This is a genomic window from Actinomadura kijaniata, assembly GCF_014138665.1.
Taxonomy (GTDB): domain Bacteria; phylum Actinomycetota; class Actinomycetes; order Streptosporangiales; family Streptosporangiaceae; genus Spirillospora; species Spirillospora kijaniata.
This window is the reverse complement of the sequence record NZ_JACJIA010000027.1, coordinates 1-24,692: the sequence shown is the minus strand read 5'-3', so window position 1 is coordinate 24,692 and position 24,692 is coordinate 1. Positions and strand designations below refer to the sequence as shown.

Here is a 24,692-nt window from a genome sequence, read left to right as displayed (position 1 = left end):
CCCGTCCCCCGTGGACCGGCGGCGCTCCGCCGGGAGGGCGGTAACGAAATTTCCAGCAATTGACGGTGCACAAAACGCTCCGTCACGGCATCAAAGAGTATAGGTTCGGTCGGCCTCGAACGGGAGATGGACCATGGCTGAGATCAATTTCCGAATTTCCCGGCGCGGAGTTCTCCTCGCGCCGTTCGGGGCCCTGCTGATGTCGGTCGGAGTTCTGTCCGGGTGCGGGGACGCCGGCGCGACGATCGCGCGCCTGACGGTCGGCGCCCCCGGGCCCGACCCCTACACGGTGATGCTGGGCTCGGACCGGCAGCAGATCGCGCCGAGCCCGCAGCGCGGCGGGGAGCGGAGCGGCGACCAGCCCGGCCTGTACGGCGGGACCCGCAAGGCCGCCAACTGCGACCCGCAGGGAATGGTGAGGTTCCTGCAGGCCAACCCGGACAAGGCCAAGGCGTGGGCGAGCGTCCACAAGATCACGCCGAGCGCGATCCCGGCGTTCGTGGCGCGGCTGACGCCGGTGCTGCTGCGGGTCGACACGCTGGTGACCAACCACGGCTTCCGGGAGGGCCGGGCCGTCAGCTCCCCGGCGGTGCTCCAGGCCGGGATGGGCGTTCTGGTCGACCAGAACGGCACGCCGGTGGTGAAGTGCAATTGCGGTAATCCGCTCACCGGGCCGGACCGCAAGATCTCCACCCGGAACGCCTCCTACACCGGCCGGTCGTGGCCGGGATTCGACGCGCGGACCGTCACAAAGATCGTTCCGCCGGCGGGGGCGAAAACGACGATCAACGTTTTCGTCCTGGTCGATGTGGACGGCGATGTGGCGTTCCAGCGGCCCTCGGCCACCGACGGCGACGCCGACAGCCCGCCGACGCCGCTGCCGCCCACCGAGACGCCCCCGCCCACCGGCACCCCCACCGACGGCCCGACCGACGGCACCGGCACCCCGCGGACCCCGGTGACGCCGACGGAGACGGGCGTCCCGACGGAGACGGGCGTCCCGACGGAGGTGCCGCCGACCGAGGTCCCGCCCACCACGGGCGTTCCCGCGCCCACGATCACGCAGGAGGAGGACCGGCGGGGCCCGGTCGAGCCCACCGTGACCGAGACCACCACCTCCGAGACCACCTCCGAGCCCACGGTCACCGAGACCGGCACGTCGATGCCCCCGCCGGAGACCTCCGAGCCCGAGCCCGGCCCCGGCACCGGGCCGGGCCCGACGTCGCTGGCCCCGTCGGTGGAGACCCGCCCGGAGGGGCCCTCCGCCCCGGTCGCGCCGGCGCCGCGCACGCCCGTCGAGACCTGATCGGCGGACCCGGCCGACCGGGCGGAACTCCTCCGCGCCGCCCGGTCGGTCCCACCCCGTCACGTACCCCCCACCTGTATGCGCTACATTTGCTCATATGAGCAGTGCTTCAGATGTGGGGACGGCCGACCGGTGTGTGACCCGGGTCGTCGATCCCGAGAAGGTCGCCGTGGTGACGGCCGCCATGCCGGACGCCGACACCGTCGGAGAGCTGGCGCAGGTGTTCGGCCTGCTGGCCGATCCCGGACGGCTGCGCGTCCTGACCGCGCTGCTCGAAGGGGGCGAGATGTGCGTGTGCGACATCGCGGCGGTCTGTGGGAACTCCGAGTCCGCCGTGTCGCACGCGCTGCGCCTGCTGCGCGCCAGCCGGGTCGTCCAGGCGCGCCGGTCCGGCCGGATGGCCTACTACCGGCTGGCCGACTCGCACGTGCGCATGCTGCTGGACCTCGCCCTCGCCCACGTCGGCCACAAGGAGGAGGGCTCTTGAGCGGGGACCTGAGGACCGGGGGCGGGACCGGCGCCCGCGATCACGGACACGGCCATGGTCACGGGCACGGCCACGGGCACGGGGTGTCGGCCAACGCCGACCGCCGCTACCTGACCGGCGCGCTGGTGCTGATCCTGGTCTACATGGCGGTCGAGGCCGTCATCGGCCTGATGGCGCGGTCGCTGGCGCTGCTGTCGGACGCGGCGCACATGAGCACCGACGCGTTCGCGATCGTGCTGGCGCTGGTCGCGATGCGGATCGCGGCGCGCCCGCCGCGCGGCGGCTACACCTACGGGCTGCGCCGCGCCGAGATCCTGTCGGCCCAGCTCAACGGCCTGACGCTGATCCTGCTGGCGGTCTACTTCGTCTACGAGGGCATCGCCCGGCTGGTGACCCCGCCGGAGGTGGACGGGCGGCTGGTGTTCTTCACCTCGCTGGCGGGCATCGCGGTGAACCTGGTCGCGACGTGGATGCTGAGCAAGGCCAACCGGTCCAGCCTGAACGTCGAGGGCGCGTTCCAGCACATCCTGAACGACCTGTACGCGTTCATCTCCACCACGATCGCCGGCCTGGTGGTGTGGACGACCGGGTTCGCCCGCGCCGACGCGATCGCCTCGCTGGTGGTGGCGGCGCTGATGGTGAAGGCCGGGTACGGGCTGCTGCGCGACGCGGGCCGGGTGCTGATGGAGGCCGCGCCCGCCGGGATCGACCCGACCGAGGTGGGCGCGCGGCTGGTGGAGCGGCCGTGCGTGCAGGAGGTCCACGACCTGCACGTGTGGGAGGTCAGCTCGGGCTATCCGGCGCTGTCGGCGCACGTGCTGGTGGAGCCCAAGGGCGACTGCCACGCGGTGCGCCGCGACCTCCAGGAGGTGCTGGAGTCCTCCTACGGGATCACGCACACGACGCTGGAGGTCGACCACGTGGACGACCGGTTCCACTGCGCCGACCCGCACGGGCCGCGGCACGTCCCGTCGGACGTGGACGAGCCGCACGACCATGTGGGGCAGGCCGACTGCGGGCACTGACCCGCGGCGCTCAACAGAGGCCGAAGAGCCCGGCGGCGGCGTTCCAGCAGACCTCGCGGAGCCAGTCGTCGCCCATCTCCAGGCGGGCCAGCGCCTCCAGCTGGTGGGCGTACTCGTAGGGGATGTTCGGGAAGTCGCTGCCGAGCAGGACCCGGCCCGCCAGTCCGAGGTCGCGCAGGCGCGGCAGCAGCGCCTCGGGGAAGGTCCCGAGCCCGCCGAGGAAGTCGGTGAACGCCATCGTGGTGTCGAGGTGGACGCGCTCGTGGCGTTCGGCCATCGCCAGGAACCCCTCGTACTCGGGCGCGCCGAGATGGGCGATGACCGCGGTGAGGCGGGGGTGGCGGGCCAGGACCTCGCCGAACGGGCCGGGGCCGGTGTGCCCGTTGGCGACCGGCCCGGACCCGGCGTGCACGATCACCGGGGTGCCCGCCTCGGCGAGCATGCCCCACACCAGGTCCAGTTCGAGGGCGCGCGGGTCGTAGCCGCCGACCTGGAGGTGGGCCTTCCAGACGCGGACGCCGCCCTCCAGGGCGCGGCGCACGTAGCGGGCGGCGTCGGGTTCGGCGTAGAAGGTCCCGGTCTGGAGGGCCTCGGGGACGCGGGCGGCGAACCCGGCCGTCCACTCGTTGAGGGACTCGGCCATGCCGGGCCGGTGCGGGTAGGCCAGCGAGGTGAACGCTCGCACGCCCATGCCGCGCAGGTGCGCGATCCGCTCCTCCTCCGACTGCTTGTAGCGGATCGGCCACTCGTGGCCGACCAGCGGCCCGGCCTCGGCGAAGTACTCCCACACCGCGTTCATCAGCCGGGGCGGCATGAAGTGGACGTGGACGTCGATGATGCCGGGCAGCCCGAGCGCCCGCCAGAAGGCGGGCACCTCGGCGTCGGCCTGCGGACCGAAAACAGAACGCGGTTCAGTCACTCTCCGGACCCTAGCGCGCCCGTTCCCCGCCCGGCTCGGCCGCCCCAGCCCAGGACGGGCTCCAGCGAGCGCGCGTACAGCCCGGCGGGCATCGCGCGCATGGCCGCGTTCCGCGCTCCGACCAGCGGGAACGCCGAGCGCTGCGCCATCGCGCCGAGCCTCCGGGACCGCCGCGCGACCCCCTGCGCGCGGGGCCGCCGCTCCCGGTCGTAGGCCCGCAGCGCCTCGGGCACCGCGGCGCCGGGGCCCAGCGCCCGCCCGAGCACCACGGCGTCCTCCAGCGCCTGGCACGCCCCCTGCCCCAGGTTGGGGGTCATGGCGTGGGCGGCGTCGCCGATCAGCGCCACCCGGCCCGCGGTGAACGCGGGCAGGTCGGGCAGCTCGTAGGTGTCGTGCTGGAGCAGCCCGTCGTCGGTGGCCGCCGCCAGCAGCGCCGGGATCGGGTCGTGCCAGCCCGCGAAGCGGCGGCGCAGGCCCTCGATCCCGGTCACGGTGTGGCGCGGGGCGGTGACCATGGCGTAGCAGTAGGCCCGCCCGTCGGCCAGCCGCGCGTACCCGAACCGCTCGCCCCTCCCCCACGTCTCCACGGTCTCCCCGACGGGCACGCCGGGGACGATCGCCCGCCAGGTGGTGTAGCCCGCGTACCGGGGCGGCGGCGCGTCCGGCCACAGGGAGCGGCGGACGGCGCTGTTCAACCCGTCCGCCCCGACCACCAGGTCGGCCGTCTCGGTCCCCGCGCCGTGCGTCACGGTGCCGTCCGGCCGCACCTCGTGGACGTGGACGCCGGGACGCGGCGCGTCGGCGGGCAGCGCGTCCAGCAGCAGGGACAGCAGCGCGGCGCGGGGCAGGGCGGCCCACCGGCCGAAGCGGCGCTCCAGGGCGGCGACGTCGTTGCGGACCAGCCAGGCGCCGTCGGGCCGCCGGATCCCGGCGGGCGGCCCGGCCGCCGCGCGCGCCCGGACGGTGTCGCCGAGGCCGAGCGCGTCCAGGGCCCGCAGCGCGTTCGGCTGGAGGGCCAGCCCCGCGCCGACCTCGGTGAACGCCGGGGCGCGCTCCAGCACCCGCACCCGGTGCCCGCCACGGTGCAGGGCGAGCGCGGCGGCCAGCCCGCCGATCCCCCCGCCGATGACGATCGCGTCCATCCATCTCTCCTTAGGGGTTCTAAAATTTCTAGAGCCATTAAGGAAACACAGATGCTCTAGGCTGTCAACGCCGCCGAGGGAGGGGACCGACGATGACGACGCGACGCGACCGGATGCGGCGGGCCACGCTCGCCGAGATCCGCGCGGCGGCGCGGCGGCTGCTCACCGCCAAGGGCCCGGCCGCCGTGACCGTCAACGCGGTCGCCCGCGAGGTCGGCATGAGCGGCCCGGCCCTGTACCACTACTTCGCGGGCCACGACGACCTGGTGGCGGAGGTCGCCGCCGACTTCTTCCGGGAGCTGACCGCCGCGATGGAGGCCGCCCGCGACGCGTGCCCCGCCGACGCGCCCGGCGACCGGCTGCTGGCGGCCTGCCGCGCCATGCGGGCCTGGGCGGTCGCCCATCCCGCCGAGTTCCGGTGGGTGTTCGCCAGCCCGGTCCCGGCCGGCGCCTCCGCCCAGCGCCCCGGCTCCGAGCGCGACCGGGCCGGACGCGACTTCGAGCTGGTCTTCCTGCGGCAGGTCGAGGCGCTGTGGGCGCGCGCGCCGTTCCCCGTGCCGGGCGAGCCGCCGCCGCCGGTCCGCGAGGGGCTCACCGCCTACCGCGACGACCTCGGCCTGGAGCTGCCCGTGGCGGCGCTGCACGTCGCGATGGGCTGCTGGATCCGCCTGTACGGGCTGCTGTGCATGGAGGCGCTCGGCCAGCTCGACTTCGCCTACTCCGACATCGCCCCGCTGTACGAGGAGGCGCTGCGCGACATCGCCCGCGGCATCGGGTTCGAGTACCGGCCCCCGGGCTAGGGCCTGTTTCACAGTGGACCTCAGCCGCGCACGCGAGCGCGTCACCTGACCTGCGGGCCCGACGCCGAAGGCGAGGGCCCGCAGGTCAGATCGCGAAGCGATGCCGCGCTCGCCAAGCCCTGGTGAGGTGCGAGCCCCCGGGCGAGCGCCGCAGGCCAGGGCTTTGAAACACAGGCTAGCCCCGGCCGAGGCGGCGTTCCGGGTCGCGGAGCTCTGACAGCAGCAGGGGCAGGGCCGCGTGCAGTTCGCGCTGCCAGTAGTTCCAGCCGTGGGTGCCCCGGTAGAAGTGCGTGGCGGCCGGGATGCCGAGCTTGGCCAGCTTGGCGGCGAACGCCCGCGACACCGTGGAGCACAGCGCCTCCACCGCGTCGTGGGAGGTGCCCGGCCGCGGGTCGTAGGGGCCGGGCTCGCCGTCGCCGCAGCTGACGTAGAGCCGGACCCCGGCGAGCCGGTCGGCCAGGTCGAACGGGTTGTGGTGCCGCCACACGATCCGCTGCCGGTCGGGGTCGCCCCACACCGCGCGCCAGTCGGCGGTCGGGCGCCCGACGTTCACGGAGAGTTCGATGAGGTCGGGGACGTCGAGCCGCGCGGGGTCCCGGTGCAGGGTGTGCAACGGCCCGCTGAACGACGCCGCCGCCCGAAACAACCCTCGGTGCCGGGCCGCATACGCCAGCGCGCCCAGCCCGCCCAGGCCCTGCCCGGCGATGGCGCGGACGTTCCCGGCGCGGTATCCGCGTTCGAGAATCCTCCGGAGTTCGGTGAGGTGGAAAGTCTCCCACTTCGGCGGCCCGCCGTTGCCGCGATTCCACCAGTCGGTGTAATTGGCGCTGCGGCCGCCGTCGGGCAGCACCACGATCACGTCGAGGTCGGCGGTCAGGCGCTCCAGGTCGGTGTGGTCGGTCCAGGCGGTGTGCCCGGCCGCGCCGCCCTCGACCCCGTGCAGCAGCCACAGCACCGGCCAGGTCCGTGACGCCTCCCGTGACCAGCCCGGAGGCAGCAGCAACCGGACGTGCGCCACGCCCGACAGCGCCGTGGACCGCACCGTCAGATCGAGCGTGCGCGGGCCCCGCCGCCGCTCGTTCAGCACCGTCGCGCCGTCCCCGGCGGCCGGGTCGGCCGCCGGCGCCGGCCCGCCGGGGGCAATGGTCGCGACAATGCCCGCGACCCCCGCGATGAATCCCGCTCCCAGCACGAGTCGCCGCCACATATTCACGCCCCGCATATTCGTCCCTGCATCCGACGTGAATATGCCCACTTTCCCGGAAACCTCAACGCAGAGTAACCGTTTTATAAAATATGCCGTCGGGTTTCCGGTCGGGCCGCCCGGTAGGGTGAGCCGCGAGAGAGGGGAGACGACCCGTCACGATGCGCAGCAAACCCGAGCTGGAGGCCGTGATCCGGGAACGCGGACGCGGCCGCGCGGTCCTGGTGGTGAACTCCCGGTCCCGCCGCGGCCGCCGCCTGTTCGAACGGGCCGGACGGCTGCTGGACGAGGCGGGGATGGTGTTCGACGAGATCGTCCCGGTCCCCGACCCGGCGAAGCTGGACGCGGTGCTGACCGACGTGGTGGACTCGCGGCCCGACCTGGTGGTGGCCGGGGGCGGCGACGGCACGATCGCGGCGGCCGTCAGCCATCTGGCGCACCGCGACATCGCCCTGGGGGTGCTGCCGCTCGGCACCACCAACAACTTCGCGCGCAGCCTGGAGCTGCCGCTGGACCTGCCGGGCGCGGTACGGGTGCTGGCCGAGGGCAAGGTCGCCGACGTGGACGTGGGCTGGTTCGAGAGCACCGGCGACCTCACCGACGACCCGGGCGGCGCCGACGACCACGAGCACATCTTCGCCAACATGGTCAGCCTCGGCCTGTCGGTGCACGTCGCCGAGCAGGTCCCGCACCGGCTCAAGGCCGCGCTGGGCCGCCCCGCCTACGCGCTCACCGCGGTGCGGCTGCTGCCCCGGCACGAGGCGTTCCACGCGAAGGTGACCATCGACGGCGTCACCCGCGAGATGCCCACCCACCAGCTGAACATCGCCAATGGCGCCCACCACAGCGGCCAGCGCATCGCCCGCGACGCCAGCCCCGACGACCGGCTGCTGGCGGTCTACCGGCTGGGCGACGAGCGGCGGCTGAAGCTGGCCTCGGCCACCGCCCGGCACGTGCTGACCGGACGGTGGCGGTCGCTGAAGAGCGAGGCGTTCCTCACCACCGACGAGGTGGTGGTGGAGACCGACCCGCCGCTGTCGGTGGACGTGGACGGCGAGATCCGCGGCCGCACCCCGGTGCGGATCAGGCTGCTGGGCAACGCGCTGCGGGTGATCGTCCCGACGTCGTTCGTCGACACCTGAGGGACCGGCTAGAGGGCGCCGCGCGCGGCCAGCAGCTCCTTCAGCCGGTCGTGCGGGAGGCCGGGCGAGCGGTGCCCGTCGCGTCCGACCGTCGTCGCGGCGGCCAGCAGCGCGTTCAGCACGGCCTCCTCGACGGCCTCCACGACCGCCTCGTAGAACGGGTCCACGCGGTTCCACGGCACGAACCGCAGGGTCTCGTACCCCGGCTCCCCGGCCGGGAAGCCGCCGGTGAGCGCGCCCGCGTTGGCGGTGGAGAACGCCAGGAACAGGTCGCCGGAGGAGTGGTGGCCGATCGTGCCGGTGCGGGCCAGGCCGAGCGGGACGCGGCGGGCGAGCGCGGCGCACTGGCCGGGCAGCAGCGGCGCGTCGGTGGCGACCAGCACGATGACCGAGCCCGCGCCGGGCGGGGCGGTCCAGTCGGTCTCGGCCATCGGGTCGTCGCCGGTCATGTCCCGGCCGACCGGGACGCCGCCGACGGTCAGCTCGCGGCGCGCCCCGAAGTTGGCCTGGAGCAGCACGCCCACGGTGTGGACGTCGCCCGCGTACTCCACGGTCCGGGAGGCGGTGCCGGTGCCGGCCTTGAAGCCGTAGCAGTTCATGCCGGTGCCGCCGCCGACCGAGCCCTCGGCGACCGGGCCGGGGGCGGCGGCGTCCAGGGCGGCCTCGGCGTGCTCGGGGCGGACGTGGCCGCCGTTGATGTCGTTGAGGTAGCCGTCGTAGGTCTCGGCGACGACCGGCAGCAGCCACTCGTCGCCGGGCAGCCGCCGCTTGACCCACCGGATCACGCCCTCGTGGCAGGGGCCGACGGCGTGGGTGTTGGTGATCAGCACGGGTGTGCCGAGGGCCCCGGTCTCGGCGATCCAGTGGGAGCCGGTCATCTCGCCGTTGCCGTTGAGGGAGAAGATCCCCGCCGCGCACGCGTCGGCGAGGCCGTCGTGCCCGCGCGGCAGCACCGCCGTCACGCCGGTCCGCACCGGGCCCTCGTCCAGCGTGGTGAAGCCGACGGCCACGCCGGGGACGTCGGTGATCGCGTTGTGGGGGCCGGGGGTACCGGGCAGCGGCAGGCCGAACGCGCGGGCGCGGGTCATGGGTCCCCTCTCGTTCCGGTCGAGGCCCCCAGGGTACGGACGGTCAGCGGTCGGCGCCCTCGCGGGGGACGCGCCTCAGGCCCCCGCCGTCGGGGGGCAGGGGACGTCCGGCGGCGTCGAGCAGGTACCACTCGGCCCCGTGGTCCCACAGGTCGTGGCCCTCGGCCTCGGTGGGCAGCCCGTCGTCCCGGACGTACCGGTACAGCGGGTGCCCGGCGTAGGTGGCCTGGAGCCGGCCGTCGGCGCGGCGGACCACCCCGACCAGGTCGGCCCGCGCGCCCTCGCCCGCGCGGGGCGGCCGCCCGGCCGTGAACGGCGGCCACATCGCGGCGCAGTCGCCCCGGCAGGTCGGCCGGCCGCGGCCGTCGCGGGCGAACCGGTACAGGGCGCGGCCCATCTCGTCCACCAGCGCCCGCCCCCGCGCCGTGGTGCCCATCCGGACCGCCGCGGGCCGCTCCCCCGGCGCGGGCAGCGTCCTGCCGGGGGCGGCCATGTCCCCGCCGCCGTCACGGCTGCATCCCCCGGCCAGCGTCCCGGCCGTGACCAGCAACGCGGCCAGGACCGCGCCCGGTGCCGCCGACGTCTCGCCCATCCCCGCCTCCGCACCTCGCCCGCGGGCCCGCCCTGGTTCGCCACGCCGGGGACCGGGCAGGCATAGGCCCATGGACGCACAGGAAACACCCGACGCCAACCCCTTCGACGTGTTCGACCGCGAGGCCGCCCGGCTCGACGCCCACTTCGCGGGCCTCGACGGCGACGACTGGGACCGGCCGTCGCGCTGCTCCGGATGGTCGGTGCGCGACGTGCTCGCCCACCTGGCCGGGGAGGAGCTGTACAACCACGCCTGCCTGGACGACGACCTGGGCGGCCTGTTCGCGCGGCTGGAGAAGGAGGGCGTGGACGACCTGGACGCGTTCAACGACTGGTGCGTGCGGACCCGCCGGGACCGGCCCGCCCGGGAGGTCCTGGCGGAGTGGCGGGGCGCCAACGCCGACACCCGCCGCCGGATGCGCGAGCGCGGCGCGGACGCGATGCTGCCCACGATGAGCGGGCCGTACCCGGTGGGGCTCCAGACCTGGCACTACGCCTCGGAGTATGCCACCCACGCCGACGACGTGGCCGCCCCGGTGGACCCGGCCGAACGGGACGCGCGCACGGCGTGGCGCGCGGAGTTCGGGCGGTTCGCGCTGGGCGAGACGGACACGCCCGTCCAGGTGGAACGCGTCCCCGGCGGCTACCGCGTCACGCTGGACGGCCGTTCCGCCGAGCTGCCGGCCGCCGAGTTCGTCGAGGCCACCACCGGCCGGCTGCCGGACGGCCACCCGCTGGACCGCGGGCTACGCTCCGCGCTGGTCTGCCTCGCCTGACCCGCGCGGCCTCTCGTCGGCCCCGTCGTCCGGCTTCTCGTCGGCCATCACGTACGCGCCGTCGCGCAGCCGCCCGATCAGCCCGCGCGTCCACGCGGTGGCGGCGTCGGCGGAGGTGACCCACCAGTCGAGCAGCTCGTTGAGGTGGTCGCCCGACTCCCACGCCAGGTGCGGGGCGACCTCGCCGCGGAACGCCGCCAGCGCCTCCAGCCGCCGTTCCAGCAGCCCGACCGCCTCGGCGCGCGGCAGCTCGGTGAGGAAACCCAGCGCGGCGGTCAGCAGCTCCGGCCGCCGCACGTCCACCGTGACCAGCGCCTCCCGCAGCTGCCGCAGGAACTCCGCCTCGCCCGCCGCGGTGATCTCGTAGTCGGTGCGGGGCGGCCCGGCGGAGCTGCCGGCGGCCTCGTGGGCGCGCAGCAGCCCCTCCTTGGTCAGCTGTTTCAGCGCGTGGTAGATCGAGCCGGGGTTGACGTTGGCCCACTCGTCCGACCCCCACGACAGCAGCGTGCGCCGTACCTCGTACCCGTGCGCCCGCCCGAACCCGCGCACCCCGCCGAGCACCAGCAGCCGCGTCGCCGACACCGCCTCGCGTTTCACGCCGCCCAGGCTATAAGGGGGCTGGCGGGCGGACCGAACCGCGCCTATCGTCGAGGCGGAGGCGATGCCGCATGGACGCGGACTGGTGGTCCATCGAGGTCTTCGACGGGAGGTTCCCCGCGACGTCCTGGTTCCTGGGCTGGCGGGAACAGCTCGTCGAGGCCGCGCTGACCCACGGCGCGACGGACTGGTGCCTGACCGAGAGCCACTGGGGCCTGGTGCTGGAGCTGTCGTTCCCCGGCGAGGAGCACTGGTCGCGCTGGCGGGCGCTGCCCCTGGTGCGGGCCGCGCTGGACGCGGTCCCCGACCCGGTCGACGGCCTGCTCGTCTACCCGGGGGCGCGGCGGGTCGTCGGGCGCCCCGGTGCCGCGCCGCCCCCGCCCGGCCCCCGGCGCGGCGGCCCTCACGGTGGACGACCCGGTGGAGGAGCCCCGGTTCCGTCTCGGCACGGCCGCCGTCTGACCGGATGCTCCTCGGCCACCTCGGGGTGAAGGTCCCCGCCCTCGGCTTCGAACCGTTCCTGGACGCGGCCGACCGGTTCGCCTACCGCCCCGCCCACGGCAAGCGCGGCACGTAAGCCAAACACCAAGGTCCACCGGACGCGGCCTAGCCTTGAGGTCTGGTGGTCAGCCTTGCTGCTTCCAGCTTGTGGTCTCGGTGGCTTTGCAGGAAGGCGAGTGCTTCGGGCCGTCCACCGCTCTCCCAGCGGTCGCACAGGTCTTGATAGAAGGGAAGCTGTTCCTGCAGGTCCCTGGAGCCGAAGAAGTCGACGACCTCGTCAAAGACCTCCCGTGGCGATCCGGTGTCCAGCAGAACGCGCCAGCCGGGAGCCATGAGCCAGTAATGCGGTGGCCGCCGGCGCTCGAGCGGGCGCTTCAGGGACTTCTCGGCCGCGCCGGCAAGGCGTTCGACGGTCCACCGGTCGAGCTCGGCCAAGGCCGCCTCATGGGCGAACCTCGCCAGGTCCCGCGCTGCGGAGTCGTCACGCAGATCGACGTCCTTGGGGCCGTTCCGGACCTCGTCCATCCTCAGGCCGAACGACAAGGCCCAGGAGAACGTGGGTTTCACCAGCGGTTCAACGGCCGCCATGAACCATCCCGACTCTGAAAAGGCACTGCGGCTGAAACCGATCCACGCCACCGTCCACTCGATCGGTTCCCGGACGAGCACTCGACTCCGTCCACGTCCACGGAGCCGCCACGTCCCCGGCAGGGTGGGCGCCAGCTCCCGGGCCATTTCCCGCCATCGCCGTTGCAGCAGAGCGTTGTCGAAGACACCGAACTCGTCGAGATCCACATCGTCGGTCACCGCGCGATGATCGCAGATTGCGGGCGACCTTCCATTCGGCTCAGGGATCGCTGGAACGTCCGACGCAGCATCGCCGAACGCCCTGTCACGGGCCACGTCCCCTGGGTCCGCCTCCACGGGGGTTGCTTGTGGGCATTAACTCTGCGATGTAGAGTTCTCTTTAACGCAGACAACTCTAGGGAGTAACGTGATGGCTGGGGGTTCACAGAGCTCGGCGCAGACGGCACTTCAGGAAGTGGTCGAGGACACCGAGCGGCTGCGCCGCCGGGTGCGCGGTGACCGGCACGCGTCCTCGGTCCCCCTGCTGGTCTTCGGTGGACTGACCTTCATCGGCGCAGTCCTGGTGAGCGACCCCGGCTCGTGGGACGCCTACTGGTTGCTGGCCGGACCAAGCGGATTCCTGGGGACCTGGTTGTGGTATTCCCGGCAGGAGTCTCAGACCGGTGTCGGCCGGGGACGCGGGTCCTATCTGCCGCTGGGCGTCGCGGTGCTGCTCGCCGTGCTGTTCGTGCCGCTGGGGTTCGTCGCGCCGATCCCGGCGGCCGGGCTCGGCCTTGCCGTCATCGCGATCCGGCAGCGCAACGGCCATCTCGGCCTGTGGGCAGTGATGTTCGCGAGCATCGGCTGGCTGGAGGGCCGCTACTTCATCAGCAACAAACTCGATGAGCTCACCGACTCGGCCGGGTACGCCTTCGGCCACCTGGACCGTTCGGGCCACGCGGTGTTCGCGTTGACCGGCCTGGCCCTTCTGGCCGGGGGCGGGGTCGCGTTGTGGAAGGAGAACCGCCGGTGACCGGATCCGGTAGCGACACCATCGGCGATGCCGGCGGGGAGACCGGCGGTCATCCGACCACGACGCTCAACGATGTCGTACATCAGCGGGTCAGGCTCGGCATCCTCACCGTCCTGCAGGAGACACAGCGCGCCGATTTCGGCTACCTGAAGTCAGCCTTGGAGCTCACCGACGGAAACCTCGGGCGCCATATCGAGATCCTCGAAAAGCAGGGCCTGGTGGCTACCACCAAGGGCTACCAGGGCCGCCGACCGCGCACCTGGGTCGAGATCACCGCCGAGGGCCGCCGGGCGCTGGCGGCGGAGATGAAAGCGCTCAAGCGGCTCCTCACGCGGTTCGAGCACAGCGAGAAACCCCCCGCACAAGACTGACCCGGCCGACTCGTTCACGCGACCGCGCTGTGGGGCGTCCTCCGAGGCGCACGACCTGCGACGATCGTTCGGGTCCGTGCTGGAGGCGGTCTGCCGCCACGACCGGTGAGCGCTCACTCCTCGCCGTCGGCGGGCAGCGTGAACAGGCGGACGTGCACGGGCCGGGCGTCCGGGTCGGCGGCCTCCCGCGCCCGGTCGCTGTGCCGTTGCAGCAGCCTGATGTAGTCCTCGAAGAACTCGGCCAGCCCCTCCTCGGTCAGCACCGCGCTCCCCCGCGACACCCGCACCCACTCCGGACGCCGCGCGTACTCCTCGGGGACCCGGCTCATCAGCTCGGTGTCCTCGGCGTGCATGAGCCGCAGCACCTCGCCCAGCACCGGCCGCTGCTCGTCCGGCACCGCGTCCAGGTTCGGGAAGCGCAGGTCGCGGGGGCTCTCGGCGCGCCGCCACCAGCGTTCCCGCCCGGCGGACCGCTCGGAGATCTCCTCGATGAGGCCGTGCCGCTCCAGCTGCCGCAGGTGGTAGCTGGTCGTGCCGGTGCTCTCCCCGAGCGCCTCGGCGAGCGTGGTGGACGTGGCCGCCCCGTGCGCGTCGAGCCACCGCAGGATCTTGCGGCGCAGCGGGTGGCTGAGGGCCTTCAGCTTCCCCGGGTCGTCCAGGATGACGGGCTCGGCATCGTCCTTCATGAGGAGCAGCCTAATACCGCAGAGCCATCTTTGCAGAGAAACCTTTGCAAAGCTTCCTCTGCAAACTAGCGTCCAGGGCATGCGGAAAGCACCGACCCTCCTGGCGCTCCTGGCGCTCCTCCTGTTCCTGCCGCTGCCCGCCCGCGCGGGCGGCGGCGGCCCCGTCCCGGCCCCGCCCGGCCTCACCGCCACCGAGGTGTCCTTCACCGGGCATGGCGGGCTGACCCTGCGCGGCACGGTCCTGAAACCCCCGGGGACCGCGCCGCGCGCGGGCGTCGTGCTCGTCACCGGCTCCGGCGCCGGCGTCCCCCGCGAGCACCTGCGCACCGAGGCCGTCGAGTTCGCGCGCCGCGGCCTGGCCGTCCTCATCTACGACAAGCGCTCGGCCGGGTACACGCTCTTCCGGCGCTCCTACTCCGAACTCGCCGACGACGCGCTCGGGGCCGTCCGCACGCTGCGCGCGCAGCCCGGCGTCGATCCGGCCAGGGTCGGCGTGTGGGGCCTCAGCGAGGGCGGCTGGGTCGCGCCGCTGGCGGCCTCCCGCTCCCGCGACGTCGCGTTCGTGATCGTGGTGGGCGGCAACGCGATGACCCCGCTGCGCCAGCAGATCTGGAACGAGGCGTCCGAGCTGCGCCGCGCGGGCGTGCGCGGCTCGCTCATCGACCGGGGCAAGCACAACTTCGCCCGCCTGGCCGGCGACATCGGCCTGTTCGCCGAGGCCCACCACGACGCGCAGGGCGTGCTGGCGAGGGTGCGGCAGCCGCTGCTGGGCGTGTGGGGCGACCGCGACCTGCTGACGCCGCCGCAGGAGAACCCGCCGCTGTTCGCGCGGGCCCTCCGGCGCGGCGGCAACACCCACTACACGTTCCGCTACTTCCGGGACGCCGACCACGGCCTCCACCAGACCCCCGACGGCGGCCGCACCCGGGGCGAGGCCCTCGCCCCCGGCTACGCCGACCTGGTGGCCGGATGGGTCCGGGACGTCACCTCCGGCCGCCTGCCCAACGCCGACGCCCCCACCCCGCCGAGGCAGGACCACCCGACCGTCGTGGCCCCGCCCTCGGCGTGGTGGGAGGGCAAGTGGGCGCAGCTCTTCGCGGCCGTCCTGTTCCTGGTGGCGTTCGCGGCCTACCCGCTGACGGCGCTGGCGCGCCGCGTCCGGGGACGGCGCGGGGTGGCCAACGGCTGGGCCCGCACGCTGGCGGCCACGGGGGCGGCCGGCTTCCTGGGCGCGTTCTTCTACCTGTTCTCCCTCGTGATGGGCAAGGGGACCGCGACCGGCCCGCTCCTGTTCGGCCGGCCGCTCCCCTGGGTGCTGTTGCAGGTGACGGCGGTGCTGGCGGTGGTCGCGCTGGTCGGGACGGTCCTCCGCTGGCGCCGGGAGGTCCCGCGCGGCGAGCGGGTCCGGGTGGGGCTGCTGCTGGTGGCCGGGGCGGTGTTCGTGCCGTGGGCCTTCTACTGGGGGCTCCTGTAGGAGCCCGGTGCCAGTCGCGTTGGTGCCGGGGACTCTGGTGGCCCGGCGCCGGCGCCCACGAGGGTGATCATGTCGTTTCGGTCGAGGAGAAGGAGAAGCGCATGGTCCGGAAGTCCCTCGTCTCGCGGGCCGCCGTCGTCGGCGGCCTGTCGGCCTCGCTCGCCATGGGCGCCGCCCCCGCGATGGCCGCGGCGCCCGACGCCCACCCGGCCGCGGTCCAGGTCGCCAAGGCGAAGCAGAAGCAGCACTCCTTCTGGGTCAGGGTGAACCCGGGTCCCCGGGGCACGACCGTCCCGTCGAGGGCGCGCGGGCCCCTGACCAAGACGAAGGTCGGGGCCAACGTCCTGCTCAGGGTCGCCCAGGTGCACCGGAACGCCCCGGTGAAGGTGCAGCTCGTCGCGCAGAACGGCAAGGCCCTGGGCCCCGCCGTGACCGTCAAGCGCACCGACGCGGGCAGGACCGTCCGGCTCAACAAGGTCAGGGTCAAGCCGGGGACGAGGTTCCACCTGTCCCTCAGGTCGGCCTCCAAGCAGGTCGGCTCCAGCCTCAAGGGCACGGTCCTCTACTGAGGGTGATCCCGGGAACCGGTCCAAAGCACGGCCCCGGCGGACCGGCACCGTACTTTCGGCCGGTCCGCCCCGCCGACGGGGTTTCCTAGCGTCGGGGTCATGGACACAGTGGATCGGTCGGCGCGACCGGCCGGAACGGTGGTCGACGTCGGGCTGGGCGTCGTGTTCGCCGCCGGGACCGCCTTCACCGCCTTCATGCTCGCCACCAGCTGGGGCGGGGCCTCCTGGGCGTTCGACCTGGCCGTCTCGCTGGTGGTGGGCGCGCTGGCGCTGCTGCGCGGCCGGTGGCGGCCGTGGGCGGCGGTCGCGGGCGTGGCGGTGGCGGGCGCCGCGACCGCGCTCTCCCTGGCCGCCGACCTGCCGCAGGAGCCCGCGCCCGTCCCGGCCCTGGCCATGGCGGTGCTGGTGGGCTCGGCGATCAGGACGCTGCGCGCGGGCCCGGCGGCGGGCATCGCCGCGGGCGGCGTCGCGGTGGTCGCGCTGACGTGGCTGTCCGGGCCGACCGGCGTCACCACCATCGCGACGGCCGCCCTGGCCGGAGCGCTGGTGCTCGGCCCGGCGCTGCGGCTGTCCGGCGGCGGGCGGCCCTAGGCGGTGGCGGAACCGAACGCTCCGGCGGGCGCGGGCCGGGTGCGGCGCTTCCCGGCCGCGCGCCGGCTCAGTACCCTTGCCGACGTGGCTGCCGCGGACCGATGGATGAGAAGGGCCTCCGTGGTCGGGTCGGGCGCGGCGTTCGCCACGGTGATCACCGTCCAGTCCGCCGCCGTCGCCCAGACCTGGGGCGCGGCCTACGCGTTGCCCGCGGGCGCCGCCGCGGCGGTCGTGTGCGTGCTGGCGCTGCTGCGCCGGCGGCCGGGGTGGGCGCCGTTCGCGGGCCTGGCCGTGGCCGCCCTGGCGGTGCTGCTGCCCGAGGCGGCGGGCGCCGACCTCCCCACCGAACCCAGCCCCGCCCTGGCGCTGGGGCTGGCGGTGCTGGTCGGGGCCGCCGTCCGGACGCGGCCGCCGGTCGCGGCGGGCGCGGCCGCGACGGCCTGGGCGGTGCTGGTCGCGGCCGGGCAGGTCGTCGCCGGGCCCGAGGTGTCCGGCCTCACGGGCGTGACGGCGATCAACGGCCTGGCGTGGGCGGCGGCCGTCGCGGCCGGGCTGACGTTCCGGACGCTGGACGCGCGGGCGGCCGCCGTCGCCGAGCGGGTGCGCCGCGCCGAACGGCTGGAGCTGGCCCGGGAGCTGCACGACATCGTGGCCCACCACATCACCGGCATGCTGATCCAGGCGCAGGCCGCCCAGATCGTGGCGCGCCGGGACCCCGGGCGGGTCGGCGGGGCGCTGACCGAGATCGAGGCGGCCGGGTCCGACGCGCTGGCGGCGATGCGCCGCGTGGTGGGGCTGCTGCGCGACGCCGACGACGGCGCGCCTCCCTCCCCCGGCCCCGAGGAGCTGGGGACGCTGGTCGGCCGCTTCGAGGGCAAGGGCCCCGCGGTGCGCCTGCGCGTGCCCGACCGGACCGACTGGCCGCCGGAGGTGGCCGGCACCGTGCACCGCGTCGTCCAGGAGTCCCTGACCAACGTGCTGCGGCACGCGCCGCGCGCCCGCTCGGTCGAGGTCACCGTCGACCGGGTCCCCGAGGGGATCGCGGTCGAGGTCGCCGACGACGCCCCGCACGGCCCGGCGCACGCCCGGCACCGCGGCGGATACGGCCTGGTCGGCATGCGCGAGCGCGTCGAGTCCCTCGGCGGCACGCTGAGCGCCGGACCGGGGCCCGGCGCCGGCTGGTCGGTGCGGGCCGTGCTGCCCGTCCCCGCCGGGGAGCCCCGATGACCATCGGGGTCCTGGTCGCCGACGACCAGTCGATGATCCGCCGCGGGCTGCGGCTCATCCTGGAGGACCAGCCCGACATCAGGGTCGTCGGGGAGGCCGCCGACGGCGCCGAGGCCGTCGCCCTGGCGCGGCGGCTGCGGCCCGACGTGTGCCTGGTCGACATCAGGATGCCCCGGCTGGACGGCATCGAGGTCACCCGCGCGCTGGCCGGGCCGAAGGCGGCCGATCCGCTGCGCGTGGTCGTGGTCACCACCTTCGACCTGGACGAGTACGTGTACGGCGCGCTGCGCGGCGGCGCGGTCGGGTTCGTGCTGAAGGACGCCGGGCCGGGGCTGCTGGTGGAGGCCGTCCGCGCCGCCCACAACGGCGAGGCGCTGGTCTCACCGTCGATCACGCTCCGGCTGCTGCGGCATCTCGCCTCGGCCGGGGCGCCCCGCGAGCCCGCGCGCACGCCGCTGTCGGACCGCGAGCTGGAGGTCGTGCGGGCCGTCGCCCGGGGCCGCACCAACCAGCAGATCGCCGCGGAGCTGTTCATCTCGCTGAGCACGGTCAAGGGCCACGTGTCCGGCATCCAGGCCAAGCTCGGCACCCGGAACCGGGTCCAGATCGCCGCGTGGGCCTGGGAGAACCGGCTGGTGGAGCCCGGCTGACCGCCGGCGGGCGCGAACCGGCCGAAAGTACGGCCGGCGGCGGCACCGACCGTGCCTTCGATCGGTGCCGGTCCCGGGCGCGGGTTCCCAGGATGGGACCATGCCGAACACGACCTCCCCTCCGGTGCTCCACGCCGAGGGTCTGACCAAGAGATACGGCCGCCGCACCGCGCTGAGCGACGTCACCCTCTCCGTTCCCCCGGGCCGGATCATCGGCCTGGTCGGCCCGAACGGGGCCGGCAAGTCGACGCTGCTGCACCTGGCCTGCGGGCTGGTCGAGCCGACGTCCGGATCGCTGACCGTGCTGGGGTCCCGCCCGGCGGCCGACGCCGCCCACCTGGCCCGGGTGGGGTTCGTCGCGCAGGACACGCCCGTGTACGGGTCGTTCACGGTGGCCGAGCACCTGCGGCTGGGCGCCCGGCTCAACCCGGCGTGGGACCGGGGCCTGGCCGAGCGGCGCATCGCGCAGGTCGGGCTGAACCCCGACCAGAAGGCGGGCCGGCTGTCGGGCGGGCAGCGGGCGCAGCTCGCGCTGACGATCGCCGCCGCCAAGCGCCCCGAACTGCTGATCTTCGACGAGCCGGCCGCCGCGCTGGACCCGCTGGCGCGCAGCGGGTTCCTGCGGAACCTGATGGAGTTCGTCACCGAGCTCGGCGCCGGCGCCGTGCTCTCCTCCCACCTGCTGGACGACATCGAGCGGGTCTGCGACCACCTGATCGTGCTGAGCGGCTCGCGCGTCCAGGTCGCCGGTGACGTCCGCGACCTGCTGGCCACCCACCACCGCGTCACCGCTCCCCCCGGCGAGCTGGAGCGGCTGCCGTCCGGCGTCGAGACCATCCGGGTGGAGCACCACGGCCGCGCCAGCGTCGCGGTCGTGCGCGGCGACACCGGACCGCCGCCCCTGCCCCGCCCCGCCGAACCCGTCTCACTGGAGGAGCTCGTGCTGAGCTACATGACCCGCGCCGCCGCGGAGGGACCGCGATGATCTGGCTGAGCTGGCGGCAGTTCCGCGTCCAGGCGCTGGCCGCCGCGGTCGCGCTGGTCCTGGCCGCCGCCTACCTGGTGTACCTGGGCGGCGACATCCGCGACGCCCACGACGCCTACCGGTCCGAGTGCGCGGGGCGGGCCGGCTGCGCCGAGACGCAGGCGCGGTTCCGCGCCGCCTACGAGTCCACGCTGCTGTTCCTGGCCGCCGGGCTCGGCCTGGTCCCCGCCGTCCTCGGCACGTTCTGGGGCGCGCCGCTGGTCGCCCGCGAGCTGGAGGCGGGCACCCACCGGATGGTGTGGAACCAGAGCGTGACGCGGGGCCGGTGGCTGCTCGTCAAGCTCCTGGTCGTCGGCGCCGCCGCCATGGTCGTGACGGGGACGGCCGCCGCCCTGCTGACCTGGGCGGCCGCCCCGTTCGACGAGGTCGTCAAGAACCGGTTCGGCACCTTCGAGTTCGGCGCCCGCCACATCGTGCCGGTCGGATACGCCGCGCTGGCCTTCACGTTCGGCACCGTCGCCGGTCTGGTGCTGCGCCGCACCCTGCCCGCGATGGCCGTCACGCTGGCCGGGTTCCTGGTCTTCCAGTTCCTGTTCCCCAACTTCGTGCGGCCCGGTCTCATGCCGCCGGAGAGGACGACGCTGCCGATGACCGCCCAGGCCATCAACCAGGCGCGGAGCCTGGGCAGCATCGGCGGCGGCGCGGTGGTCGGCGGCGTGCGGATCCCGGACGCGCCCGACGCGTGGATCAGCGACCTCGGCCCGCTGCGCACCGCCGACGGCCGGAACCTCGACGAGCGGCGGTTCAACGCCTGCCTCGACAGCCCGCCCAGGGCCGGGGCGACCGGCACGTTCGGCGACACCGCGGTGTGCCTGGGCAAGCTGAGGCTGCACGTCGCCGTCGCCTACCACCCGGCGGACCGCTACTGGGCGTTCCAGTGGGCCGAGACCGCGGTCTACCTCGCGCTCAGCGGGCTGCTGGTGGCGTTCGGCCTCTGGCGCGTCCGCCGCCGCGTGACCTGACGGCCCGGCGGGTCAGCCCCGGGCGCTGAGCCGGAGGCCGCCGCGGGAACCGAGGTGGAGGCCGCCGCTGGCGTCGATGACCTGGCCGGTGATCCAGCGGGCGTCGTCGGAGGCGAGGAAGGCGACGACGTCGGCGACGTCCTCGGCCCGGCCGACGCGGTCGAGGGCGGCCAGGCCCGCCAGGTACTCCACGACGCCCGGGGCCTCGAACAGGGGCGCGTTCGCGTCGGTCCTGGTGGCTCCGGGGGCGACGGCGTTGACCGTGATCCCGCGGACGCCCAGCGCGCTGGCCAGCGTCAGGGTCATCGTCTCCACCGCGCCCTTGGTCATGGCGAAGGAGGTCTGGCCCGGGTTGGCCGCGCGGGTGGCGGCCGAGGACAGGGTGATGATCCGGCCGCCGTCGCGCAGCACCGGCAGCGCCCGCTGGATGAGGAAGTACGGCGCCCTGACGTTCACCGCGAACAGACGGTCGAACGCCTCCGGGGTGTCGGTCTCGATCGGGCCGGTCGGGGCGGCCGCGGCGTTGTTGACCAGGATGTCCAGCGGCCGCCCGGCCAGCCAGCCCGCCAGGCCGGCGAACAGGGCGTCGGCGTCCCCGGCCGTTCCCAGCTCGGCGCGGACGGCGAAGGCGCGCCCGCCGGCCCGCTCGATCCCGGCGACCGTCTCCCCGGCCGCGGACTCGCCGCCGCCGTAGTGCACGGCGACGTCCGCGCCGTCGGCGGCGAGACGTTCGGCGATGGCACGCCCGATGCCGCGCGAGGCCCCGGTCACCACGGCGGTCCTGCCGACCAGTCTGCTCATTCCACTCACCTCGTCCTGTTAGTCACTAACAACCTGTTAGTGACTAACAGGACGGTAGCGTATCCCGCATGAGTGGTGAAGGGCCGAGTCTGCGCGAACGTCGGCGGGCGGAGACCCGGCGCATGATCCAGTCGCACGCGATGCGGCTGTTCACCGAGCACGGCTACGACGCGACCACCGTCAACGACGTCGCCAGGGCCTCCGGGGTCTCCCCGATGACCGTCTACCGGCACTTCCCGACCAAGGAGGACCTCGTCCTCCAGGACCGGTACGACCCCTTCATCGCGGCCCGGGTCGCGGCCCGGCCGGCCGACGAGCCCCTGGTACGCCGGATCGGCCGGGCCCTGGTCGACACGACCCGCACCCTCGTCGAACCGGGAACGCGCCCGTCACCCGAGAAGGACCTGCTGCTCGCCCGCGTCCGGCTGATGATCGACACTCCGGCCCTGCGCGCCCGCCACCTGGACGGCCAGCTCGCCACCCAGCAGGCCATCGTCGACGCCCTGCTCGGCGACGCGCCCGACCCCGAGCCGGAGTTCCGCGCCTGGGCCGCGGCCGGCGCCTGCCTGGCCGCGATGCACGTCGCCCTGACGCGCTGGGCCCGCGAGGACGGCCGCCCGGACCTGCCCGACCTGATCGCCGCCGCGCTCGCCGCCGCCTTCGACGACGACTTCGGCTGACGGTCGTGTTGCACGGCCCTGCCCCACGGCGTCGGACCCGCAGTTCAGGGAGCGCGCCCGCGTGCGTGGCTGGGGCTCACTCCGAAGCAGGCCCTAGGCTGCGCGTATGTGGAGAGAGATCACCCGCCGGACGTTCTCCGGGGTCGGGTTCGGTGAGCCCGCCGACGCCGCGGAGGTGGCCGCCGCCGAACGGCGGCTGGGACGCCCCCTGCCGTCCGAGCTGGTGAGCCTGCTCGGGGAGGCCGACGGCCTGGTGGGACACGACGGGGTGGACACGGTCTGGCCCCTGCGGCAGATCGTCGAGCAGAACCTTCTCTTCTGGACCGACCACTCCTTCGCCGACCTGTACATGCCGTTCGACGCGCTGCTCTTCTTCGGCGACAACGGCGGCGGTGACCAGTTCGCCTTCGTCCGCACCCCCGCACGACCCGACATCTTCGTGTGGGAACACGAGGACGACAGCCGCCGGTGGGTCGCCCGGGACCTCCGGGACTACCTCGTCCGCTCCCTGACCGACGGCGGAGACGACTGGTACCGGTAGCCGGTCACGTTCGCGGCCGGGCGGCGGGCGCGAGGACGAAGGCCGTCTTCTCGTCCGCGGGCGCCTTCACGGTGAGCCCGGTCCCGGCGAGGGCCTCGGCGATCTCCGCGGGGTCGCCCGCCCATCCCAGGTAGAGCTCGTCGACCAGATCGCCCCTGGGCTCGAAGGCCGTGTCGTGGCTCTGGGTGTTCCAGAAGACGGCCCTGGGCGACCCGGGGTCCCCGGTGCGCTCGGCCACGCGCTGCCAGCATCCCGACGTGGTGGGCCAGAGGGCGGGCTCGGCGACGTACCCCCTGGCGGCCAGGTGGCCGAAGGCCCGCAGGATCCGGCACAGGTCGGAGGTCTCCGCCGTGGCCAGGCACGTCACGGTGCCCTCGTCCGGCTCCTGGGGACCGTGGGCCGCCGCCAGCAGGCGTTCCATCGCGGCGTCGAAGTCATCCTCGGCCGCCCCGTCCCCCGGCTCCTCGGGAACGCGGACCACGAGGCCCTCCCAGGCGAACGCCGACTGGATCTGCGAGGTCAGGGAGCCCCTCCACCGGACGTCGACGTCCCGGCACAGGACACCGTCCGCCGAGAACGCGTCCGTGAACTCGCCGGGCAGGGTCAGCAGCCCGTACTCCCCGGTCGCGGACGCGAACTCCCTGCCGGTGACGTGCCGCCACCCCGCCTCGTCGAGCCGGTCGAGGGCCCGGTCGAAGGCGTCGCTGTGCGACTGGGCGGGCGAGTGCGTCCGTTCACGCTTGGCCACCTCCCGCCGGAGCCCGGCGATCACCATCGCCCACCAGCGGTGCGGGTGCCGGAACGCGTCGGGATCGATCTCCTGAAGAGCCTCGGCGATCTTCACGAGCCGGGCCCCGTCATCGGCGGGCCGCTCCGCCCGGGGCGAGCGCTCGTACTCGCCCACCAGGCGAACGAACCGGACGAAGGCCCCCAGCGTGGTGTTCACGATCTCGAACCGGGGCTCCTCGTCGGCGTCTCCCAGGCAGAGGAGCACGACGACCCCGTCGTTCACGTCGAGGAAGTACAGCGCGCCGCCGTCGGATCCGGCCCCACCCAGGATCAGGGCCGGACCGTCCTCGTAGAGCGGGTGCACGGTGAACAGCCCGAACGGCCCGTCGGGGATGTCCGTGCGGAAGTACCCACCCGCGTCCGCGGGCAGCCCGGCCTGGGTGAGGAGCACGAAGTCGGCCTCGGGGAGCCCGATCTCCCTGCCCGTCCCGGCGTCCAGGGTGACGGTCTTCTCCTCGCCTGCGGCCACGGCGTTCCTTCCCGGGAATGAGATGGCTCGACCGGAAAGACCGTAATGGGGCATTGCCGCTCATGTCCCCGGATCACCGATATTGATGATCATGAATTTCCGGACTGGCGGCGGGCCCGGCCAACGGGGACGGGGGCGCACACGGCCCACCCGTCCAACGTCCCGCACCCGAAGAACCGGAGCCTCTATTGGCACCCCCGTCCGAGGCGGGGCGATCGTCAGCGCTGAACGGCTCTGACATGGCGGGCGAACCGCTGGTGCGCCGCCTGCTTGCTGATACCGAACGCGACCCCGACATCCGACCAGGACGCCCCACGCTGATAGGCGGCGACGGCCGCCTGCTCGGCACTGCGCCGCCCCAGACTCTCCACCTGGGCGGCCAACCGGAGAACGGCCATCGGGTCCGTCTCGACCATGGCGGCCAAACGCGCCTCCAGCGCGGCCAGAAACTCGTCGGAGGCGGGCGGGAACATGGGACGGATCGGTCCTCTCATGCCCCCAGAGTCGCCGACCACACAACCGAACGTCAAGCCCTCTTGACGCCCATCAGCATCCCCAGAAATGAGAAAAGGCCCCGCCGGTAACGGCGGGGCCTTTCCTAATATGAGTCCGGCGGCGTCCTACTCTCCCACACAGTCTCCCATGCAGTACCATCGGCG

The 24,692-nt window shown here is 74.2% G+C and carries 29 protein-coding genes; 18 read left to right on the top strand and 11 right to left on the bottom strand.

Annotated features, from left to right (window positions below; all coding sequences use genetic code 11):
- Positions 1 to 133 precede the first annotated feature (133 nt).
- The 3 genes from HNR61_RS45945 to HNR61_RS45935 all read left to right on the top strand — a co-directional run bounded on the left by HNR61_RS45945 (position 134) and on the right by HNR61_RS45935 (position 2,818).
- Positions 134 to 1,306 (top strand): DUF6777 domain-containing protein, encoded by a 1,173-nt coding sequence (locus HNR61_RS45945; protein WP_182849456.1) that lies wholly within the window; start codon positions 134 to 136, stop codon positions 1,304 to 1,306.
- Positions 1,307 to 1,403: 97 nt separating this feature from the next.
- Positions 1,404 to 1,793: an ArsR/SmtB family transcription factor gene (locus tag HNR61_RS45940; RefSeq protein WP_182849455.1), complete on the top strand. Its 390-nt coding sequence runs from the start codon at positions 1,404 to 1,406 to the stop codon at positions 1,791 to 1,793.
- Positions 1,790 to 2,818: a cation diffusion facilitator family transporter gene (locus HNR61_RS45935; protein WP_246445183.1), complete on the top strand. Its 1,029-nt coding sequence runs from the start codon at positions 1,790 to 1,792 to the stop codon at positions 2,816 to 2,818. The genes HNR61_RS45940 and HNR61_RS45935 overlap by 4 nt, the downstream gene beginning before the upstream one ends.
- Before the next feature lie 10 nt (positions 2,819 to 2,828).
- Here the strand turns inward: HNR61_RS45935 and HNR61_RS45930 are convergent, their stop codons facing one another.
- On the bottom strand, positions 2,829 to 3,737 hold the full coding sequence (locus HNR61_RS45930; protein WP_312898424.1) for an amidohydrolase family protein: 909 nt from the start codon (positions 3,735 to 3,737) through the stop codon (positions 2,829 to 2,831).
- The gene (locus HNR61_RS45925; protein ID WP_182849454.1) at positions 3,734 to 4,879 is read right to left on the bottom strand and encodes an FAD-dependent monooxygenase; all 1,146 of its coding nucleotides are present in this window, start codon (positions 4,877 to 4,879) and stop codon (positions 3,734 to 3,736) included. The genes HNR61_RS45930 and HNR61_RS45925 overlap by 4 nt, the downstream gene beginning before the upstream one ends.
- Positions 4,880 to 4,971: 92 nt before the next feature.
- On the opposite strand from HNR61_RS45925, the gene HNR61_RS45920 reads away from it, so the two are divergent.
- Positions 4,972 to 5,679, top strand: a complete 708-nt coding sequence (locus tag HNR61_RS45920; protein WP_182849453.1) for a TetR/AcrR family transcriptional regulator — start codon at positions 4,972 to 4,974, stop codon at positions 5,677 to 5,679.
- A 175-nt stretch (positions 5,680 to 5,854) separates the two neighbouring features.
- Here HNR61_RS45920 and HNR61_RS45915 read toward each other — a convergent pair whose 3' ends face one another.
- The gene (locus tag HNR61_RS45915; RefSeq protein WP_182849463.1) at positions 5,855 to 6,886 is read right to left on the bottom strand and encodes an alpha/beta hydrolase; all 1,032 of its coding nucleotides are present in this window, start codon (positions 6,884 to 6,886) and stop codon (positions 5,855 to 5,857) included.
- A gap of 158 nt (positions 6,887 to 7,044) precedes the next feature.
- Between HNR61_RS45915 and HNR61_RS45910 the strand changes: the two genes are divergently transcribed.
- Positions 7,045 to 8,025, top strand: coding sequence for a diacylglycerol/lipid kinase family protein (locus tag HNR61_RS45910; protein ID WP_182849452.1), 981 nt, complete (start codon positions 7,045 to 7,047; stop codon positions 8,023 to 8,025).
- 8 nt (positions 8,026 to 8,033) lie between these two features.
- On the opposite strand, the gene HNR61_RS45905 is transcribed toward HNR61_RS45910, so the two are convergent.
- Both HNR61_RS45905 and HNR61_RS45900 read right to left on the bottom strand, forming a co-directional pair.
- A complete protein-coding gene (locus HNR61_RS45905; protein ID WP_182849451.1) occupies positions 8,034 to 9,113 on the bottom strand; it encodes a DmpA family aminopeptidase in 1,080 nt (359 codons plus the stop codon).
- A 43-nt stretch (positions 9,114 to 9,156) separates the two neighbouring features.
- On the bottom strand, positions 9,157 to 9,705 hold the full coding sequence (locus tag HNR61_RS45900; RefSeq protein ID WP_182849450.1) for a hypothetical protein: 549 nt from the start codon (positions 9,703 to 9,705) through the stop codon (positions 9,157 to 9,159).
- A 70-nt stretch (positions 9,706 to 9,775) separates the two neighbouring features.
- On the opposite strand from HNR61_RS45900, the gene HNR61_RS45895 reads away from it, so the two are divergent.
- Entirely contained in the window at positions 9,776 to 10,480 is a 705-nt protein-coding gene (locus HNR61_RS45895) for a maleylpyruvate isomerase family mycothiol-dependent enzyme (protein ID WP_182849449.1), read from the top strand.
- Here HNR61_RS45895 and HNR61_RS45890 read toward each other — a convergent pair.
- Entirely contained in the window at positions 10,451 to 11,077 is a 627-nt protein-coding gene (locus HNR61_RS45890) for a PadR family transcriptional regulator (RefSeq protein ID WP_312898423.1), read from the bottom strand. The genes HNR61_RS45895 and HNR61_RS45890 overlap by 30 nt on opposite strands.
- 71 nt (positions 11,078 to 11,148) lie before the next feature.
- On the opposite strand from HNR61_RS45890, the gene HNR61_RS45885 reads away from it, so the two are divergent.
- Positions 11,149 to 11,568: a hypothetical protein gene (locus HNR61_RS45885; protein WP_220510604.1), complete on the top strand. Its 420-nt coding sequence runs from the start codon at positions 11,149 to 11,151 to the stop codon at positions 11,566 to 11,568.
- 115 nt (positions 11,569 to 11,683) lie between these two features.
- Here the strand turns inward: HNR61_RS45885 and HNR61_RS45880 are convergent, their stop codons facing one another.
- On the bottom strand, positions 11,684 to 12,385 hold the full coding sequence (locus HNR61_RS45880) for a hypothetical protein (RefSeq protein ID WP_182849448.1): 702 nt from the start codon (positions 12,383 to 12,385) through the stop codon (positions 11,684 to 11,686).
- Between the two features lie 190 nt (positions 12,386 to 12,575).
- Between HNR61_RS45880 and HNR61_RS45875 the strand changes: the two genes are divergently transcribed.
- Both HNR61_RS45875 and HNR61_RS48960 read left to right on the top strand, forming a co-directional pair.
- Entirely contained in the window at positions 12,576 to 13,178 is a 603-nt protein-coding gene (locus HNR61_RS45875; protein WP_182849447.1) for a hypothetical protein, read from the top strand.
- The gene (locus tag HNR61_RS48960) at positions 13,175 to 13,549 is read left to right on the top strand and encodes a winged helix-turn-helix domain-containing protein (RefSeq protein WP_220510603.1); all 375 of its coding nucleotides are present in this window, start codon (positions 13,175 to 13,177) and stop codon (positions 13,547 to 13,549) included. The genes HNR61_RS45875 and HNR61_RS48960 overlap by 4 nt, the downstream gene beginning before the upstream one ends.
- Positions 13,550 to 13,662: 113 nt before the next feature.
- Here the strand turns inward: HNR61_RS48960 and HNR61_RS45865 are convergent, their stop codons facing one another.
- Complete coding sequence (locus tag HNR61_RS45865; RefSeq protein ID WP_182849446.1) at positions 13,663 to 14,235, bottom strand: ArsR/SmtB family transcription factor; 573 nt, start codon at positions 14,233 to 14,235, stop codon at positions 13,663 to 13,665.
- A gap of 79 nt (positions 14,236 to 14,314) precedes the next feature.
- On the opposite strand from HNR61_RS45865, the gene HNR61_RS45860 reads away from it, so the two are divergent.
- From HNR61_RS45860 to HNR61_RS45830, 7 genes are all read left to right on the top strand, one after another.
- Positions 14,315 to 15,709 (top strand): alpha/beta hydrolase family protein, encoded by a 1,395-nt coding sequence (locus tag HNR61_RS45860; RefSeq protein WP_182849445.1) that lies wholly within the window; start codon positions 14,315 to 14,317, stop codon positions 15,707 to 15,709.
- 101 nt (positions 15,710 to 15,810) lie between these two features.
- On the top strand, positions 15,811 to 16,278 hold the full coding sequence (locus HNR61_RS45855) for a hypothetical protein (protein WP_182849444.1): 468 nt from the start codon (positions 15,811 to 15,813) through the stop codon (positions 16,276 to 16,278).
- A 99-nt stretch (positions 16,279 to 16,377) separates the two neighbouring features.
- Positions 16,378 to 16,869, top strand: a complete 492-nt coding sequence (locus HNR61_RS45850) for a metal transporter (RefSeq protein WP_182849443.1) — start codon at positions 16,378 to 16,380, stop codon at positions 16,867 to 16,869.
- 105 nt (positions 16,870 to 16,974) lie between these two features.
- Positions 16,975 to 18,096, top strand: a complete 1,122-nt coding sequence (locus tag HNR61_RS45845; protein ID WP_182849442.1) for a sensor histidine kinase — start codon at positions 16,975 to 16,977, stop codon at positions 18,094 to 18,096.
- The gene (locus HNR61_RS45840) at positions 18,093 to 18,746 is read left to right on the top strand and encodes a response regulator (RefSeq protein WP_182849441.1); all 654 of its coding nucleotides are present in this window, start codon (positions 18,093 to 18,095) and stop codon (positions 18,744 to 18,746) included. Before HNR61_RS45845 ends, HNR61_RS45840 begins: the two co-directional genes overlap by 4 nt.
- A 100-nt stretch (positions 18,747 to 18,846) precedes the next feature.
- Entirely contained in the window at positions 18,847 to 19,731 is an 885-nt protein-coding gene (locus tag HNR61_RS45835) for an ABC transporter ATP-binding protein (RefSeq protein WP_182849440.1), read from the top strand.
- Positions 19,728 to 20,753, top strand: a complete 1,026-nt coding sequence (locus HNR61_RS45830) for an ABC-2 membrane transporter-related protein (protein WP_182849439.1) — start codon at positions 19,728 to 19,730, stop codon at positions 20,751 to 20,753. Before HNR61_RS45835 ends, HNR61_RS45830 begins: the two co-directional genes overlap by 4 nt.
- A gap of 12 nt (positions 20,754 to 20,765) precedes the next feature.
- On the opposite strand, the gene HNR61_RS45825 is transcribed toward HNR61_RS45830, so the two are convergent.
- Positions 20,766 to 21,554 carry an SDR family oxidoreductase gene (locus tag HNR61_RS45825; protein ID WP_182849438.1) on the bottom strand — a complete coding sequence of 263 codons (789 nt, stop codon included), beginning with the start codon at positions 21,552 to 21,554 and terminating at the stop codon, positions 20,766 to 20,768.
- A gap of 68 nt (positions 21,555 to 21,622) precedes the next feature.
- On the opposite strand from HNR61_RS45825, the gene HNR61_RS45820 reads away from it, so the two are divergent.
- Both HNR61_RS45820 and HNR61_RS45815 read left to right on the top strand, forming a co-directional pair.
- Positions 21,623 to 22,234, top strand: a complete 612-nt coding sequence (locus HNR61_RS45820; RefSeq protein ID WP_182849437.1) for a TetR/AcrR family transcriptional regulator — start codon at positions 21,623 to 21,625, stop codon at positions 22,232 to 22,234.
- Between the two features lie 106 nt (positions 22,235 to 22,340).
- Positions 22,341 to 22,775: an SMI1/KNR4 family protein gene (locus HNR61_RS45815; RefSeq protein ID WP_182849436.1), complete on the top strand. Its 435-nt coding sequence runs from the start codon at positions 22,341 to 22,343 to the stop codon at positions 22,773 to 22,775.
- Positions 22,776 to 22,779: 4 nt separating this feature from the next.
- Here HNR61_RS45815 and HNR61_RS45810 read toward each other — a convergent pair whose 3' ends face one another.
- Both HNR61_RS45810 and HNR61_RS45805 read right to left on the bottom strand, forming a co-directional pair.
- Positions 22,780 to 24,033: an SUKH-4 family immunity protein gene (locus HNR61_RS45810; RefSeq protein ID WP_182849435.1), complete on the bottom strand. Its 1,254-nt coding sequence runs from the start codon at positions 24,031 to 24,033 to the stop codon at positions 22,780 to 22,782.
- Between the two features lie 218 nt (positions 24,034 to 24,251).
- Positions 24,252 to 24,527 (bottom strand): hypothetical protein, encoded by a 276-nt coding sequence (locus tag HNR61_RS45805; RefSeq protein ID WP_182849434.1) that lies wholly within the window; start codon positions 24,525 to 24,527, stop codon positions 24,252 to 24,254.
- Positions 24,528 to 24,692: the final 165 nt, after the last annotated feature.